14 protein-coding genes and 1 pseudogene are annotated in these 15735 nt (G+C 70.0%); 6 read left to right on the forward strand and 9 right to left on the reverse strand.

The genetic code is table 11. The annotated features are described in order from the left end of the window. Positions 1-9 precede the first annotated feature (9 nt). Positions 10-1218 carry a bifunctional 2-polyprenyl-6-hydroxyphenol methylase/3-demethylubiquinol 3-O-methyltransferase UbiG gene (locus FRAQA3DRAFT_RS31420; RefSeq protein WP_009738923.1) on the reverse strand — a complete coding sequence of 403 codons (1209 nt, stop codon included), beginning with the start codon at positions 1216-1218 and terminating at the stop codon, positions 10-12. A 135-nt stretch (positions 1219-1353) separates the two neighbouring features. On the opposite strand from FRAQA3DRAFT_RS31420, the gene FRAQA3DRAFT_RS09935 reads away from it, so the two are divergent. The 5 genes and pseudogenes from FRAQA3DRAFT_RS09935 (at position 1354) to FRAQA3DRAFT_RS35920 (ending at position 3921) form a co-directional block, all read left to right on the forward strand. Further along, positions 1354-1962 carry a PadR family transcriptional regulator gene (locus tag FRAQA3DRAFT_RS09935; protein ID WP_035922680.1) on the forward strand — a complete coding sequence of 203 codons (609 nt, stop codon included), beginning with the start codon at positions 1354-1356 and terminating at the stop codon, positions 1960-1962. Next, positions 1959-2697 (forward strand): annotated as a pseudogene (locus FRAQA3DRAFT_RS38615) (ABC transporter ATP-binding protein); the annotation flags it as partial. The gene FRAQA3DRAFT_RS09935 and the pseudogene FRAQA3DRAFT_RS38615, both read left to right, overlap by 4 nt. Positions 2698-2741: 44 nt before the next feature. Next, on the forward strand, positions 2742-3053 hold the full coding sequence (locus tag FRAQA3DRAFT_RS35910) for a hypothetical protein (RefSeq protein ID WP_009738926.1): 312 nt from the start codon (positions 2742-2744) through the stop codon (positions 3051-3053). Positions 3054-3214: 161 nt separating this feature from the next. Beyond that, the gene (locus FRAQA3DRAFT_RS35915; RefSeq protein WP_009738928.1) at positions 3215-3655 is read left to right on the forward strand and encodes a hypothetical protein; all 441 of its coding nucleotides are present in this window, start codon (positions 3215-3217) and stop codon (positions 3653-3655) included. A gap of 74 nt (positions 3656-3729) precedes the next feature. Beyond that, positions 3730-3921, forward strand: coding sequence for a hypothetical protein (locus FRAQA3DRAFT_RS35920; protein WP_198287238.1), 192 nt, complete (start codon positions 3730-3732; stop codon positions 3919-3921). Positions 3922-4055: 134 nt separating this feature from the next. On the opposite strand, the gene FRAQA3DRAFT_RS09965 is transcribed toward FRAQA3DRAFT_RS35920, so the two are convergent. Next, positions 4056-4514 (reverse strand): MarR family winged helix-turn-helix transcriptional regulator, encoded by a 459-nt coding sequence (locus FRAQA3DRAFT_RS09965; protein ID WP_009738930.1) that lies wholly within the window; start codon positions 4512-4514, stop codon positions 4056-4058. Positions 4515-5517: 1003 nt separating this feature from the next. Between FRAQA3DRAFT_RS09965 and FRAQA3DRAFT_RS09970 the strand changes: the two genes are divergently transcribed. After that, entirely contained in the window at positions 5518-6609 is a 1092-nt protein-coding gene (locus tag FRAQA3DRAFT_RS09970; RefSeq protein WP_009738931.1) for an NAD(P)/FAD-dependent oxidoreductase, read from the forward strand. 93 nt (positions 6610-6702) lie between these two features. Here the strand turns inward: FRAQA3DRAFT_RS09970 and FRAQA3DRAFT_RS09975 are convergent, their stop codons facing one another. The 7 genes from FRAQA3DRAFT_RS09975 to FRAQA3DRAFT_RS10005 form a co-directional block, all read right to left on the reverse strand. After that, positions 6703-7278, reverse strand: coding sequence for an NADPH-dependent FMN reductase (locus FRAQA3DRAFT_RS09975; protein ID WP_009738932.1), 576 nt, complete (start codon positions 7276-7278; stop codon positions 6703-6705). Positions 7279-7433: 155 nt separating this feature from the next. Further along, positions 7434-8387, reverse strand: a complete 954-nt coding sequence (locus FRAQA3DRAFT_RS09980; RefSeq protein ID WP_009738933.1) for an LLM class flavin-dependent oxidoreductase — start codon at positions 8385-8387, stop codon at positions 7434-7436. Further along, the gene (locus FRAQA3DRAFT_RS09985; RefSeq protein ID WP_009738934.1) at positions 8384-10030 is read right to left on the reverse strand and encodes an ABC transporter substrate-binding protein; all 1647 of its coding nucleotides are present in this window, start codon (positions 10028-10030) and stop codon (positions 8384-8386) included. The genes FRAQA3DRAFT_RS09980 and FRAQA3DRAFT_RS09985 overlap by 4 nt, the downstream gene beginning before the upstream one ends. Before the next feature lie 231 nt (positions 10031-10261). Further along, positions 10262-11365, reverse strand: coding sequence for an LLM class flavin-dependent oxidoreductase (locus FRAQA3DRAFT_RS09990; RefSeq protein ID WP_009738935.1), 1104 nt, complete (start codon positions 11363-11365; stop codon positions 10262-10264). Between the two features lie 33 nt (positions 11366-11398). Continuing rightward, positions 11399-13123, reverse strand: coding sequence for an ABC transporter ATP-binding protein (locus FRAQA3DRAFT_RS09995; RefSeq protein ID WP_009738936.1), 1725 nt, complete (start codon positions 13121-13123; stop codon positions 11399-11401). Next, positions 13105-14046 carry an ABC transporter permease gene (locus tag FRAQA3DRAFT_RS10000; protein WP_009738937.1) on the reverse strand — a complete coding sequence of 314 codons (942 nt, stop codon included), beginning with the start codon at positions 14044-14046 and terminating at the stop codon, positions 13105-13107. Before FRAQA3DRAFT_RS10000 ends, FRAQA3DRAFT_RS09995 begins: the two co-directional genes overlap by 19 nt. After that, entirely contained in the window at positions 14043-15014 is a 972-nt protein-coding gene (locus FRAQA3DRAFT_RS10005) for an ABC transporter permease (protein ID WP_035922687.1), read from the reverse strand. The genes FRAQA3DRAFT_RS10000 and FRAQA3DRAFT_RS10005 overlap by 4 nt, the downstream gene beginning before the upstream one ends. Between the last annotated feature and the right edge of the window lie 721 nt (positions 15015-15735).

Genomic DNA, 15735 nt, shown 5'->3' on the forward strand with positions numbered 1-15735 from the left:
CAACAGAGCTCAGGCCGCGACGGCGACGACCGCGTAGTCCTGCGGCCCGAACAGCGCCGAGGTCAACGCGGCACCAACCAGCCGCGCGGTCGCCTCCTCCACGCCGTCCAACCGCAGGGCGGACAGATCGACCTGCTCACGGGGATGCAGCCGGCGGATCTCCACACCAGCGAAGCCGCTGGTAGTCACCAGGAACTCGGCGAGCGCCGGTGGAACAGGCCGCCGATGGGTCGGATCCAGGTAGAAGTTGCAAGCCCCCATGGCCAGATTCGTCGGATCGGGCGTCTCCAGGATCAGCCCACCACCCGGACGCAGCACCCGACGAGCCTGCACCAGCACGGCAAGCAGCTCGTCGGTCGCCAGATGCTCCACGACGTGAAACGCGGTGACGAGGTCCAGCGTGCCATCACCAACCGTACGGAGATGATCGAGAACATCCCCGACGACGACGCACAGTCCCCGCACCCGCGCCGCCGCCACGAACGTCGGATCGGCATCGACCCCGACCGCGTCCACCCCCCGGGCGGCGAGCATCCGCAACCACTCACCGCGCCCGGGACCGAGATCGAGCACACCCCGGCCCGCGACGAAACGGTCGACGTCGGGCAGATAGACCTCCAGCCGCCGACTGATCTCCTCCTCACCGCCCCGGAACCGGTCGGTGAACGCCGGATAATGCACGGCGAAACCGGCCCCGGCGGCAGGAACGGCAGCACCGGGAACCGCAGCACCGGCGACGGCACTGATGGGGGCGGCGCCGGTGGGGGCGGCGCCGGTGGGAGGCCGTGCGCCCGGCTGCGCGTCCCGCTGCTGGCCGTGGTCGAGCCAGCCGGCCAGGAGCCGTTCGGCGCGGGCCAGCCCAGCCCGTAGCTCGGCGATCTCGGCCCGCAGATCGGCCAGGCCGCAGCCGTCACGCTGGTCCTCACCATCGCCGCGGCCGGGATGTCCTGGGTGGCCTTGGTGACCGTTGCGGTTGTCATGGTCACGGCGGCCGTCGAGGAGATCGCCGCGGTCGCCGACGTCGGTTCGCATGCCAAGGGTCTCCCCGCCGCGACCGTCACGCATCCCCCACGGCGGGGAGATCGCGGCCAGGCCCACCGCCTCCATTCCGAACGTCAGGATCGAGCTCCAGCGGATGGTCTCCTCGAAGGAGGCGTCGCTCCAGACGTCCCGCGCGTCCCTGCCCAGGCGGTGTTCCCGAAGGCGGGTCTGTTGCATCCAGCCGGCTCCTTGAGCGGGCAGGCAGTGCCGGTTTTCGTTCTGGTGTTCCGCGGGCCCCGTGACGTAGGGGCATGGTCCGATCGGATGTATACCGGGTATGATACCGAGTATTCTCCAATGGGATGGGTGCTCATGAGCGTGCGGCATGCCCTACTGGCCCTGCTGAGCGAGGGCCCGAAGTACGGACTGCAGTTGCGTCAGGAGTTCGAGGCGCGCACCGGTGAGGTCTGGCCGCTCAATGTCGGCCAGGTCTACACCACCGTGGGCCGCCTGGAACGCGACGGCCTGGTGGCCTCCGACGACGGCGAGGAACCCGGCCCGCAGAAGAGCTTCCGGATCACGCCCGAGGGCCGCGTGGAGCTGGACGCCTGGCTCACCACGCCGCCCGCCGCCGACGTGCCACCCCGCGACGAGCTGGTCATCAAGGTGCTCGTGGCGCTGCGGCTGCCGGGGGTCGACGTCACCTCGATCCTCCAGACGCACCGGCGGCATCTGATCGAGGCGATGAGCCGCTACACCCGGCTGAAGGAGGACGCGGCCGACGCCGACCTCGGACTGCTCCTGGTCGCGGACGCCGAGATCCTCCGGCTGGAGGCGTTCGTCCGCTGGCTGGACACAGCGGAGGTCCGGCTCCGGCACCGCCCGCCCGTCGCCATCCCCGCCATCCCCGCCGCCCCCGCCACCCCCGCCACCCCTACGGCGCCCGCGGCGCCACGGCGCCGCGCGAGGGCCACCCGATGACCCCGGTACGAAGGATCCCGACACCGGCGACCCCGATCCTCCAGCTACGCGGTGTGACGAAGGTATACGGCTCGGGAACGGCCCAGGTCCACGCACTGACCAGCGTCGACCTGTCGGTCCAGGCCGGTGAGATGGTCGCGATCATGGGACCCAGCGGATCGGGCAAGTCCACCCTGCTGACCATCGCGGGCAGCCTGGAGCAGCCGACCACCGGCGACGTCCTGGTCGAGGGAGCCTCCCTGACCGGCACGTCGGCGCGCGACCGGGCCCAGACGCGCCGGCGGCACATCGGCTACGTCTTCCAGGATTTCAACCTGCTGCCCGGCCTCACCGCCGCCGAGAACATCGCGCTGCCCCTCGAACTGGACGGCACCCGGGCCAGGAAGGCGGCGCAGACGGCGGCGGGCCCTGGAGGACCTGGGGCTGGCCGACCGGGCCGGCAGCTACCCCGACGAGCTCTCCGGCGGGCAGCGCCAACGGGTGGCCGTCGCCCGCGCGCTGGTCGGCGAGCGCCGGCTGCTGCTGGCCGACGAACCGAGCGGCGCGCTGGACACCGTCGCCGGCGAGGGGGTCAGGCGGCTGCTGCGGACTGCCTGTAAGGGCGGGGCCGCCGCGGTGCTGGCGACCCACGACGCCGCGCTCGCCGCGTGGGCGGACCGCGTGCTGTTCGTCCGCGACGGAGTGGCCGTGGACCGGGCCGGTCCGGCGGCCGGTCCGGAGTCGCTGCTCGCCGCGAGCTCGGAGTCGCCGCCCTGCGCCGCGCCTACGGGACCATCGACGTGGTCGGCCACACCCCGCTGCGGGCCCCCGGTCTCGCCCGGACGGTCGACTACCGCGCCCAGCCGCCGCACGGCGCCTACACCGAGCATCTCCTCGCCCTGCACCGCGGCCGTTACCCGTCCGGGCCGAACGAGGCGGCGCTCACCGACGGCCTCGCCCGGCTGCTCGGCCTGCGCCTCGACGGCGCGCTCACCCTCGACGGCCATGCCCGCACGATCGTCGGTATCGCCGAGAACCCGAGCGATCTGGCGGACGACTTCGTCGTGGTGGCGCCCTCGGCGCCACCGATCGGCAGGTCCGGTCGGTGCTGACCGCCACCGGCCTGCTGGTCGGTGTGGTCGCGGCCGCGGGCGGCACCGCCGTCGGGCTGCTGGCCTGGACACCGGTCGCTTCCTGACTGGAGCGGGCGAGCGGTCACCGGGTCGACCGGATCGCGGCGGGACTGTCGGATCCGACCGTCGTCCCGCTCGACATGGCCTACGACCCGAGCGCCCCGGCGGAGGTCAGCCTCCAGAACAGCGAACCCGTCCGGCACGCCCAGGAACTCGGCATTCCCCGGGGCGAGCACACGTACGAGGGGGTCCCGGCCTACATCGCCACGCCGGAACTCCTGCGGCTCATGGGAGCCGACCCGGCCACGATTCCCCCGTCGACCGACGTGGTCACCGGCCGCACGCAGAACCTGGTCAGCTTCGACCAGGCACGCGGAGATCAGGGCTGGCCCACCACCCGGGCCCATCTCCCCGATCACACCTCGCTGCCGGACACCCTGCTGACCAGCGGCGCACCTGCCCGCCGGCACCTGACACCGGTCCGGGCCGGCTGGCTGGCTGGCTGCTGGAGTCCGCGCAGCCCCTCACCGGCGCGCAGCTCGCCGCCGCCCGCCACGTCGCCGCCGACCTGCGCACTCTGACCGCCGTCGGAGCGAACGCCCGGATCAGGCGCACCCTGACCGCGGCCACGGCGGCCGGGCTCGCCGTGGCCGGCGTGGTTCTCGGTACGGCCGGTGCCGGTCTCGGTCTCGTCGCGGTGTATCGGCACGACCTGGACGTCTTCGGCCGGGTACCGCCGGTCTACCCGCTGATTCTCCTGGTCGGGATCCCCCTGGCGGCCGCGGCGGCGGGCTGGGTGCTCGCCGGAAGGGAGCCGTCTGCGATCGCACGCCGTCTGCGGCAGTGACGGTGGCCGACGGGTAGGGGCGAGACGGACGGTCGCCGCGAGGCCCGGGTCGCCATGCGGGGAATGGGCCGCGTCGCCTTGGGGTGCCGGCCGCTCTAGGCCGCTCCAAGCGCCGAGCGGCTCTACCAGGCCCTCTAGGCCGGCTCGTCTCGAACGATCTTCCGCGCGACCGCCGCGAGGTTGCGCTGGTCGTCCAGTGGTAGCCGGTGGAGCAGCCGCCGCACCCGCGCGGCCACGTCCTGGTAGGTCTTCATCGCGACGGCCGTGCCCTCGTCGGTGAGGGTGACCTGGGTGGCCCGCCGGTCGTTGGGGTCCCTGGTGCGGACGACCAAGCCCCGTTGTTCGAGCCGGTCGACCAGATTGCTCAGGTTCGACTTTTCGACGTGCAGCAGCCGGCCGAGCTCGGTCATGCCGACCGACCCGCGGACGATGACCGCGCAGACCAGCTCGACCTGCTGCTGACTGAGCTTGTGGTCGCGGCCGGCGTCGGCGAACAGGTGCAGGACGTGATGCGACAGGTCGACCAGCGCCTCGGCCAGCCCCGCGTCCTGGGATGGCGCGCGGATCCCGGTCTCGGCCGGCGTTGCTGTCATGGTGTCTGCGCCCCCCAGGCTGACGGACGGTCTGCGGCTGTCGACAATCGTAACCGGTCGGCCATTTGCTGATCTTTTGTCGGCGCCGGGCCGGCGCGCGCAGCCAGGTTGGCCCCCGGCCAGCTGGACGAGGACGCCGAAAGCACGACGGCTCGGGCGCGGACGGGCGGCGACGCGACTCCACGCTCAATCTCCCGCGCCGACCTGGCCGGGCTCGACACCGCCGGCCCGTTTCTCCTTCCATTTCCAGATCGCGAGTTCCAGATCGCGAGTTCCAGATCGCGAGGCGGCAGCCTGCGCCGAAATTATTATTCGTACCGAAACAGAATTACAGACATAAGCGCCGGAAATTCGTCTGACGAAATATATTGCCCCGGTGTTGTCATCGGGCGGTGCACAAGCGGGCGGTGCACAAGCGGGCGGTGCGCGAGCAGGCGGTGCGCGAGCGGCTGCCGGTCAGATCACCGGATGGTGGCCCCGGCGCGCTCTCCGCTCCCGCTGAACGCCCTGCCGAGTGGGGTCGCGAGCAGGGCTCACCCCCGGCGGGGAGACCGCTTTGGGAATTGGAGTCGCAGCCCCGCGGCGTGGGTGCCGGGGCCGGGGCCGGCCAGATCGAGCCCCATCGGCCTGGTCGACCGCCCGGGCACGACCGGCCCGGCGCCGGCCGACCTGGTCATCGTGATCATCATGGAGCCCGGCCGGCGGCATCCCCGCGGCGCGCCGTCGGCGGGGACCACCGCCGGCCACGCCACCGGCCACCGGGACGACTTCCCCCGTGGCGGGGGTACCGGGTCCGTCCGGTCCGACCGACGACCGGACGGCCCCGCGATCCGAGTGGAAATTATCGGGCCACGACCGGATGCCCGACGCAGTCGCGCCCGACATACCAGTTCGCGACACGAACTGGTATGGTTCTTACCGCGAACCACGACCGACATGCATTGCGGGTGTCGATCAAGTTCGTAGCACGAACTCAGCTTTTCGTCTATGGGAGTGTGAGACCATGAGTCGTACGGTCGCGGTCATCGGTGGAGGATACGGGGGTGCGGCGACTGCGAAGGCGCTGGACGCCGAAGCCGACGTCGTCCTCATCGATCCTCGTGACGCGTTCGTCAACTCGGCGGCGTCGCTGCGGGGCCTGGTGAAGCCCGACTGGGCACCCAACATCTTCTTCCCGTTCGCGACGTGGCTCACCCGGGGCACCGCGATCCGCGACCGCGCGGTCTCGGTCGACCCCGGCGGTGTCACCCTCGCCTCAGGCCAGCGCGTCGAGGCGGACTACCTGGTGCTGGCCACCGGCTCCGACTACCCGTACCCGTCGAAGCCCGACGCCCACGCCACCAACGAAGCCCTGGACGACCTCCGCCGGACACACAAGGAGGTAGCCGACTCCACCCGGGTCCTGATCCTCGGCGCCGGCCCGGTCGGCCTGGAACTGGCCGGCGAAATCAAGGACGTCTGGCCCGAGAAGCAGGTCACCATCATCGACCCGATCACCGAGCTTCTGACCGGCTTTCAGCCCGAAGTCCGCGAGGACCTCTACCGGCAGCTCAACGAGCTCGGCATCACGCTGCGCCTCGACACAAGCCTGACCGCACCCCCTTCGACCGAACCCGGCACGGCGAAGCCCTTCACCGTCACCACCACCACCGGCGACGAGATCACCGCCGACATCTGGTTCCAGGCCTACGGAGTCAAGATCGCCAACGACTATCTCACCGACGGCCGGCTCACACCCCTCACCCCACGCGGACAGGTCCCCGTCACCGAGACCCTCAACGTCCGCGGACACCAGAACGTCTACGCGGTCGGCGACATCACGGACATCGCCGAAGCCAAGATGGCCGGCTACGCCCTGCAGCACGCCGAGATCGTGGCCCAGAACATCCTCGCCCAACTGCGTGGCGAGCAGCCCACCGCCACCTACCAGCCGCTGCCGTTCCCGATGATCCTGCTCCCCCTCGGCCCCCGCGGCGGCGTCGGCCAGCTACCCTCACCCGACGGCCCGGTCCTCGCCCCAGCGGCAACAGTCGCCGAATACAAGGGCGCCGACATCTTCACCGGCCGCTTCGCCGCCCAGTTCAGCCCCTCCTGACCAACCCACCCGGCCCGGCCATGAAATCGCGGGGCCGCCGCCCGGGCCGGCACCTCCAGCGGACGGTGCCGGCCCGGGTTCCACCCAGGAAGGTCAGGCGGAGTACGGGCGCAGGGCACGGGCGTCCTTGAGGGCGACGGCCCACCAGGTGAGCTTCTCGAGCATCACCTTCGCCGGGACGGTGGCATCGGACGCCCGCAGCTTCCGGTCCTGGTCGATGTGCTCCCAGACCGTGTGGAAGCTGACGGTGTCGCGGATCGTGGTCGCGTGCAGTTCCGCGAACACCTGGCGCAGGTGTTCCACCGCCCGCAGGCCGCCGGACAGGCCGCCGTACGACACGAACCCGACCGGTTTGGCCTGCCACTGCGTGCGGTGCCAGTCGATCAGGTTCTTCAGCGGCGCGGTGAAGCTGTGGTTGTATTCGGGCGTGATGACGACGAACGCGTCGGCCTGCTCCAGCCGTCGGCCGACGTCGTCGCCCGCCAGCCCCGGCTCCGGGCCCTGGCTGAGCGACAGGGGCAGGTCGATCCCGGCCGGGTCGACGACGTCCACGTCGAACAGGCCGTAGGAGCGGGCCTCTTCGATGAACCAGGTCGCGATGGCGGTACCGGTCCGGCCCTCGCGGGCCGAACCGATAATCACGGCCAGCCGCGGGCGTTGTTCCGACATGGGTTTCCTTCCTTCGGGCCTCGGGGCGGGGGTGGTGGAGCCGGCCACCGGCCGACGGCTCGGGCGACCCGGATCTCGCGCGCGGTCAGCCGCGGGCGCCGGCCAGCATCGCGCCCATCTCGGCCGCGCGGCGCGCTACCGGGCACGGCGCGCCGTCACCCACGTTCGATCGCGGCCCGTATTTTCGGAACGACTTCATGAGTCCAGCGTCCAATCGTGAGATCGGCCGGGGTCGGGTCATCGACCCGATGGTGGACGAAGCCGGCCGCCCCGTGGTCGAGCACCGCGGTGACGAGTTCGTCGACCCACTGATTCACCGATCCTCCCAACCAGCGACCGTTCTCGTCGCGGGTGACGGCCAGGGGGGTGTCGGTGATACGGCCGGTGACGTTGTAGATGGTGGCGATGTCAGCCGGCCGCCTTCCCGCGGCCACGGCGGCCTCGTCGATGACGGGACGCGACCACGCGACCCTGGCGCTGCGCCAGTCCGCGGGGTGGCCAGGAACGACGCCGAGGCCCGGAATCCAGCCGTCCGCGACCCGGCCGGTGACGGCAAGCGACTTCGTGCCGAGCGAGCCGGTCCAGATCGGCGGCGTCGGTACCGGCGCGGGGACCAGCCCCTCGACCTGGTAGAACTCACCGTCGAAATCGACGGGGCCGCCGCCGCCGGAGAGGGCTCTGATCAGCAGGATCGCCTCCTCCAGCGCCCGGACCGCCGCGGCCGGAGACAATCGGCGGACGCCGAACTTGACGATCTCGTCCCACAACCCGCCGGCGCCTATCCCGAGCACGATCCGTCCACCCGACAGCGCTGACAGGGATGTGAGGGTGCGGGCCAGCATCGGGGCCGAGCGGGTGGGCAGGTTGGTGACGCTGACGCCGGCCGCGACGCGGGAGGTGCGGCCGAGAAGCACTCCCACGGCGGCGTAGGCGTCGATACGGTCGGCGTGGTACGGATGGTCGGACAGGGTGACGAGGTCCAGGCCGCCGCGGTCGGCCTGCTCGGCATGACGCAGCCGCTCGGCCGTCGCCTTCAGCGCCGTGCTCAGGCTGGTACCGAACACGACCCGCGGGCGGGCCGCCCGCGGGTCGGCCGGCCCGGCGGTCATCGGCTGATCCACGTGCCGTGGAGTTCGGGATGGCCGGACGGGTTGAACTCCAGACCACGGACCTTGGGCGAGAACGCGAACTCGACCACGTAGTTCACGATCGGAATGACGTCGGCGTTCTCCAGAAGCAGGCGTTGCGCTTCGGCGGCCAGTTCCTTTCGCTTGACCTGGTCCGTCGTGGCGGCCTGCTGCTCGAGCAGCGTGTCCAGCGCGGACGGGCTGAGCCGGTAGGTGTTGTTCAGTTTGGTAGAGAACTGGGTACGCAGGATGTCCGGGTCGGGACGCTGCGCGTTGGCGATCAGGATGTCGTAGGATCCCGACTGCTGAATGTTGTTTATGTCGGCGACCGGGATTTCCTTGATCTTGATTCGAATGCCGACGTCCTTCAACTGCTGTTGAATGAGTTCGAGCTCCGTGTCCACGCTGCTGATGGCCCCAGGGTTGCCGATGGTGATCTCGAGTGGGACGCCGTCCTTGGTCCGAATACCGTCACCGCCGACCCGCCAGCCGTCGGCGTCGAGAAGTGACTTGGCCTTGGCCGGGTCGTATGCGACGAACGAGGACTGGTCGGCGTAGCCCGGTGTCTTCGGCGACAGGATGCTGGTGGCCGGCGTGGTTCCAGACGGGAACAGACCGGTGACAGCCTTCCGGTCGATCCCGAACATGATGGCCTGACGAACCTTCACATCCTTCAGGAGTGGGGCCGCGTGGTTGACCCACAGTGCGTTCGTGCCCGACAACGTGACTGTCCGCAGAGTTTTACCGGCGGCCTTCAGCCCCGATTCGTCCGAGCGGATCACATTGGCAATCAGATTGACCTGCTCTGACTGCAGGGCGCCGGTCCGCGCCCCGTTCTCGGGCACGATCTGGAAGAGCAGCTTGTCCAGGTACGCCTCGCCGCGCTTCGTCCACAGGGACGATCCCCAGTCATAGCCCTGACGTTTGGCGAGTGTGATCGACTGGTTTGGCCGGTAGCTGGACAGTGTGAACGGACCCGAGCCCACGATGCCCCCCGAGCAGCGCTGGGCCGGCGGCTTCGCGAGGCTGGCCTCGGCGATCAATCCCAGCGAAGGCGTCGACGTCGCCTGGAGGAAGGCGGCGTTGGGGCGGCTGAACTTCACCTGCGCGGTAAGGTTGTCGACCACGGTCGTACCGGCGTAGCCGGTCAGGTAGTTCACACCGAGACTGGCGAGCCCTCCGAGCTTCGTGGTGATGCCGTCGAAATTGTCCTTCACCACCCGCGCGTCGACGGGCGTCCCGTCGCTGAAGGTGACGCCGTTTCGAAGGTGGAACGTGAACGTCGTCGCGTCCGCGCTGACCTCCCAGCTCCGCGCCAGCCAGGGCACGATCTGCCCGGTGGTGGGATTCTGGTCGGTCAACGAATCGACGGTCTGGCGCAGCGAGTACAGCGTGTCCGAACTGCGGACCTGCTGCGGGTCCACGCATCCGACATCGGTACCCACGGCGATCGCGAGGGTGCCGCCAGACTGGCCGGGAGCGTTGGACGAGGTCGCCGCGGCGCCACCGGTTGACCCGGAGTCGTCGCTGCCACAGGCACTCAAAGGGACCGCGAGAAGGGCTGCGGCCAGGACAAACGGGCTGATGCGGCGCGGTCCCCGACGCAGTGAACTCAGTGCGGGCACAGTTTCTCCTGATGTGTACAGCACGGTGCCGGCGGACAGGTCCGCGGGGTGCTGATGGTGGTTTACTTCGCCCGGATCTCCAGGCGGAGGTCCAGCTCAGTCCAGGGCGAAGACGTACGTGAATCCGGAGCCAGCCAGGAGGCGACGGCTCGCTACCGGACGCGCCGAGAACGGCATGGATGTGTTTCCTTGCCGCCAATCGCGGGATCCCCTACCGCGAAGATCTCGGCGTCAGGCATCGGCGGCCACCGCCCCGGCGGCCACCTCGGCCACCTCGGCCGCGGTCGGCCGCGGCACGGCCGACGTCGTGCCGAGACTGGACAGGTGCGGCAGGACCTCGGAGGCGACCAGCTCGGTCGCCGTCTGTACCTCGGCGTAGGGGATGCCGCCGAGGTCGATGCCCAGCAGGTGCAGGTCGTGACCCCACAGCTCGTGCAGCCGGCCGAGCTTGTCGAGAGCCTCGGCCGGGCTGCCGCAGATCGCCGGCCCGTCCGGGCCGATGTGAGCGTCGAAGTCGAGCGGACCGCGGGTCACGCCGGGCCCGGCCACGTTCACCGACAGATAGTTGTTGATGTACTTGGACCACAGCGAGCGGGCGGCCTGGGATGTGCGCGCGACGAAGAAGTGGCTGACCGCCCCGATGCGTCCGGGTGGGTCGGTCCGCCCGGCCAGCCGCCACTGCCGGCGGTAGTCGCCGAAGACGTCGACGTAGTCGACGGGTGGCCGACCGATGGTACCGATGACTACCGGCAGCCCGTGCTCAACGGCGAGTGGGACGGACTCGGAGCCGACTCCGGCGCTCAGCCACAACGGTGGCCGGGGCTGAGCGAGTCGGGGCCGCAGACTCACCTGATCCAGGGGTGGTCGGAACTGCCCGGTCCAGGTGACCCGGTCCTCGCCCCACAGCCGCAGCAGCAGTTCGACGTTCTCCCGCTTGCGGGCGGCCTTGCTGGTGGAGTCCTGCCCGAACACCGTCCACGCGTGCGGGTAGAAGGAACTGCCGGCGACCAGCTCCAGCCGCCCCTCGGAGAGGAGGTCGACCAGGGCGTAGTCCTCGGCGACCAGCACCGGGTCGCGGTTGGTGAGCAGGGTGGTGCCGGTGGCCAGCCGGATCGAGCTGGTGTGCTCGGCGATCGCGGCCAGTACGACCGCGGGCGAGGGGATCACATCGCGCTCGCCGAAATGGTGCTCGCCTAAGGCGTACCAGGCGAAACCCAGGTGCTCCGCGGCCTGCGCCGCGCGCACCACGTCGCGCAGCCGTTGCCGCTGGCTGAGCAGGGTGCCCGTGTGAGGGTCGGGCAGCAGGCTACCGAAGGTGATCAGCCCGAGATCCACGATGTCTTCCTCATCTGTTATGTGATTCGCTCGTCATCTCGCGTGTCCCGGATGCCGGCCCCACGTCGAACCGGCACCTCGGCCAGGGATGGCGGCGAGCAGTTCGCGCGTGTACTCGTGAGTCGGGTCGGTGAACAGTTCCTCGGTGCCGCGTTGCTCGACGATGCGCCCCGCTTGCATGACCGCGACCTCGTGGGCGATCTGCCGGACGACCGCCAGGTCGTGCGAGATGAACAGGTACGCCACACCGAGCTCGTTCTGCAGTTCGGCGAGCAGCGCCAGCACCTGCGCCTGCACGGAGAGGTCCAGGGCGGAGACCGGCTCGTCACAGACGACCAGCTCGGGCCGCAGGGCCAGAGCGCGCGCGATCGCGACCCGCTGACGCTGACCGCCCGACAGCTCTGCCGGGCGGCGGTTGATCACCGTCGACGGCAGGGCGACGCGGTCCAGCAACTCGCGGACGCGAGCCACCCGGGCAGCCCGATCGCCCACCTTGAAGACCCGCAACGGCTCGCTGACCACCTCGCCGATGGACAACCGAGGGTCGAGCGACGCATACGGATTCTGATAGATCAGCTGCGCCCGGCGCCGCAGCTGTCGTAGCTGCTCGCCGCGCGCGGTAGTGACGTCCAGACCGCCGAAGAGGATGCGACCCGCGCTCGGATCGGTCAGCCGCAGCAGGAGGCGGGCGGTAGTGGACTTGCCCGAGCCGGACTCGCCCACCAGCGCGAGGGTCTGCCCTCGACGAAGGGTGAAGCTGACGTCGTCGACGGCGCGAAACGCCCGCCGCGGGCCGCCGGTGTGCGGCAGGGCGAAGTCCTTGACCAGATGGGCCACGTCCGCGACCGCCTCGGCGCCAGGTGCTGCCGGGGCCGGGACCTCCGCCGCCGACACCCTGGAAGCCGACACCCTGGAATAGGCGGTGTTGAGACTCGGCGCGCTGGCCAGCAGCCGGCGCGTGTACTCGTGCCGGGGGTTGTCGAGAACCTCGCGGGTGGGTCCGGCCTCGACGACGCGTCCCTGCGACATCACCACGATGCGGCGCGCCCGGTCGGCCGCGACGCCCAGGTCATGGGTCACCAGCAGGACCGCGGTGCCCGACTGGGCGGTCAGCTGCTGGAGGTGGTCGAGGATGCGGCGCTGCACGGTGACGTCCAGGGCGCTGGTCGGCTCGTCAGCAATGATCAGCTTCGGCCCGGCGGCGATCGCGATGGCGATCAGGACGCGCTGACGCATACCACCAGACAGCTCATGCGGATACTGGCGAGCTCGAGTAGCCGGGTCGGGAAGGCCGGCCCGCTCAAGGACCTCGATCGCGTCGGCGCGGGCGGTGTGGCGCGTGGAGAGGCCATGGATACGCAGCACCTCGGCCACTTGCTCACCGATGCGTTGGACCGGGTTCAAGGAGACGGCGGGATCCTGCGGTATCAGGCTGATCTGAGCGCCGCGCACGGTCCGCAGTTCCCGCTCCGACATTCCGGTGAGCTCGCCCGAACCGAAGCGCACACTGCCGGTGTCGATACTGCCGGTGTCCGACAGGAGCCGGATGATCGCATGCGAGGTGGTGCTCTTCCCTGACCCCGACTCGCCGACGACGGCCACGACTTCCCCGCGGCGCACATCCAGGTCGACGCCGCGCACGGCGCGGATGTGCCCGCCGTGTGTCCGATAGGAGACCGACAAGTCGCGAACCTGGAGCAGCGCGCTCTCCTCGTCGGGGTCGGCAATCGTCGCCCGCGTCACCGTTGCCGCGCCCATTCGCCGTCCAGAGCGCGGGCTATGCGGTTGGTCGCCAGCACCGTCGCCGCGATCGTCAGTCCCGGCAGCGCGGTCAGCCACCAGGCGTTGGCCAGATAGTTCCGTCCCGTGGCCACCAACGTCCCCCACTCCGGCGCCGGCGGCGGCGCACCATAACCGAGAAAGCTCAGCGAGGACACGGACAGGATCGCGGCCCCGAAATCGAGCGTGGCCAGCACCAGCACCGGGCCGATCGAGTTGGGCAGCACGTGCCGCCGCAGCACGAAATACCAGCGGGCACCGCACGAGCGCGAGGCCTCCACGTAGGTCGCGTGCCGCACCCGGAGCACCTCGGCCCGCATGACCCGGGCGAAGGCGGCGACGCTCGCGATGCCCACCGCGATCGCAACCTTCACCGTTCCGTAACCCAACGCGGTCACCATCGCCAAGGACAACAACAGCCCGGGAATCGAGAGCAGCACGTCCACGAAGCGCATCAGCAGGCCTTCGACCCAGCGCCCCGCGCATCCGGCCACGAGCCCGAGCAGGGCACCGACGACGAAGGCGACCGCGACGGCGATGAGAGTCGCCTTCAACGACAGCTGCGCCCCGTGCACGACGCGGGAATATTCATCGCGTCCCAGTGCGTCCGTACCGAACCAGTGCGCCGCGCTCGGCGCACGGAAGCTGTCGGAGGGATCACCCCGCAGCGGGTCCCGCCCACTGAGCCAGCCGGGCCAGAACGCGGCCACGATGACCAGGACCACCAGGACGATCGAGAGCAGCAGGCCCGGACGGTGCGCGAAGAAGCGGATCGCGCGGTACACCCGGGCACCGAGGCCCGGCTGGATATCAACGGTAACGGGGTCGACAACGGGGTCGGCGACAGGGTCGACGACGGGGTCGACGGTCGCCGCGGCCTGCCCGGTCAGCTCGTTGATCATGCTCCGACCCCCGCGATCGCCCCTCGTGAACCGGGGGTGGCGATGATGCGTGGATCAAGCAACGGGTAGGTCAGATCGATAATCAGATTGAGCAGGACGAAAACCAGCGCTCCGAACACGACCACGCCCTGCACGAGCGGGATGTCCTGCGTGGTCACCGCGTTCGCGGTGACCCGGCCCATGCCCTCGCGGGAGAAGACGGTCTCCACGACCACCGCGTTGGCCAGCAACTGCCCGCCGATCAGTCCCACCACCGTCAGCGTGGGTAGTGAGGCGTTACGCAGGGTGTGGCGCAGGTGGATACGCAACCGGCTGGCCCCCTTCGACTGCGCGGTCTGCACATAAGGCTCGTCCAGCGCCGCCAGCAGGCTCTTGGCCAGTACCTGCGCCACCAGCGCCCCGGGCGGGACCGCCAGCGTCACGGCCGGCAACACCAGCCCGCGCAATCCGCCGTCGCCGAAGGCCGGGAACAGCCCTATGCGAAAGGAAAGCAGCTCGATGAGCATCAACCCGACCCAGAAGGTCGGCAGCGACATGCCCAATGACGGCAGGGACAGCAGCACCTGCCGCAGCCAACGCCGCCGCGTGTAGCTGGCCGACACCGCCAGGGCGCCACCGATTACCACCGACAGCAGCAGGGCCAGTCCGGCCAGCGCGAAGGTCTGCGGCAACGCGCCGGCCAGCGTCGCGGTGACCGAGCGCCCCGTCGACACCGAGTTCCCGAAGTCGCCTCTAACCGCTTTGCCAAGATAGTCGATGTACTGTACGAATACCGGCTTGTCGAAGCCGTACCGGTGGCGAAGCTCGGCAATCTGAGCGGGACTGACCGTAGTCGAGTCCAGGCCCCCACCGAACATCGCCGCGACCGGGTCGCCAGGCAGGTAGTACAGCACGAAGAACGAGACTGTATAGGCGGCCCACAGCACGCCGACGGCCTGCGCCAGACGCCTCGTTACGTAGCGACGCATCGCCGAACCGATTGCGTCGTCCTCCACCGGGCCGCCGCGATTCCCGGCAGGCGGAACACGCCGGCCGATTCAGTGTGCGGACACACGTCGTCTCCTAGCTCAGTACCGAGGATGAAGTGTCGGTCATGCTGGACCGAGGTGGGTGCGGCCTTCTACCCCGTCGGACTGAACCGCCCCGGGTAATCCGGAATGGACCGCCCGGCGCACCGGGCGGCTGGCGGGGAACGGGTGAGCGCCGAGGCCGATCGTATGCCGGCTTCAGGTGACCTAGCCGATGAGCTCACGAATCAGGGAGGTCGACGCTGGACACAGCGAGCTCTTCACCCGCGCGAAGTCGACGTGACGGCGCAGGTAAGTGTTCAACTGTCGCACCACGTGATACCCCCGCGTCGCTCGCTCACAGCGGATATGCGCACCAGCCTGGGGAGGCCACGCCCGGGGCCCGAGTCCGGTTCGTCGCCCGATGAGCCGACGACCGCTACACGCATGCTGCCCGCGGCGCTGCCTGCTCTGAGGTTGACTGGTGAAATTTCCCCCTTGTCACTCGAATAAGTGTAGATTGCTCCGTGAACTGTTGTCAACGTGAACTTTGTGCGCCAGGCATGGTCGGCCGCCCACCAGCGCGGACAGGGCGGCCGACCGGCCGGCGACCAGCGCGTCGACGGCCGCCCGCGGTAGTAGGAGGTGGCCCGGCCGAGCGCGGCCCCTGGCGAGCGCGGCC

The sequence above is a fragment of the Frankia sp. QA3 genome (assembly GCF_000262465.1).
Taxonomy (GTDB): domain Bacteria; phylum Actinomycetota; class Actinomycetes; order Frankiales; family Frankiaceae; genus Frankia.

Coding starts and splice junctions, on each gene's coding strand:
- FRAQA3DRAFT_RS31420 (WP_009738923.1), bottom strand. CDS start 1,218: ATGCAACAGACCCGCCTTCGGGAACACCGCCTGGGCAGGGACGCGCGG.
- FRAQA3DRAFT_RS09935 (WP_035922680.1), top strand. CDS start 1,354: ATGAGCGTGCGGCATGCCCTACTGGCCCTGCTGAGCGAGGGCCCGAAG.
- FRAQA3DRAFT_RS35915 (WP_009738928.1), top strand. CDS start 3,215: ATGGCCTACGACCCGAGCGCCCCGGCGGAGGTCAGCCTCCAGAACAGC.
- FRAQA3DRAFT_RS09965 (WP_009738930.1), bottom strand. CDS start 4,514: ATGACAGCAACGCCGGCCGAGACCGGGATCCGCGCGCCATCCCAGGAC.
- FRAQA3DRAFT_RS09970 (WP_009738931.1), top strand. CDS start 5,518: ATGAGTCGTACGGTCGCGGTCATCGGTGGAGGATACGGGGGTGCGGCG.
- FRAQA3DRAFT_RS09975 (WP_009738932.1), bottom strand. CDS start 7,278: ATGTCGGAACAACGCCCGCGGCTGGCCGTGATTATCGGTTCGGCCCGC.
- FRAQA3DRAFT_RS09980 (WP_009738933.1), bottom strand. CDS start 8,387: ATGACCGCCGGGCCGGCCGACCCGCGGGCGGCCCGCCCGCGGGTCGTG.
- FRAQA3DRAFT_RS09995 (WP_009738936.1), bottom strand. CDS start 13,123: ATGGGCGCGGCAACGGTGACGCGGGCGACGATTGCCGACCCCGACGAG.
- FRAQA3DRAFT_RS10000 (WP_009738937.1), bottom strand. CDS start 14,046: ATGATCAACGAGCTGACCGGGCAGGCCGCGGCGACCGTCGACCCCGTC.
- FRAQA3DRAFT_RS10005 (WP_035922687.1), bottom strand. CDS start 15,014: ATGCGTCGCTACGTAACGAGGCGTCTGGCGCAGGCCGTCGGCGTGCTG.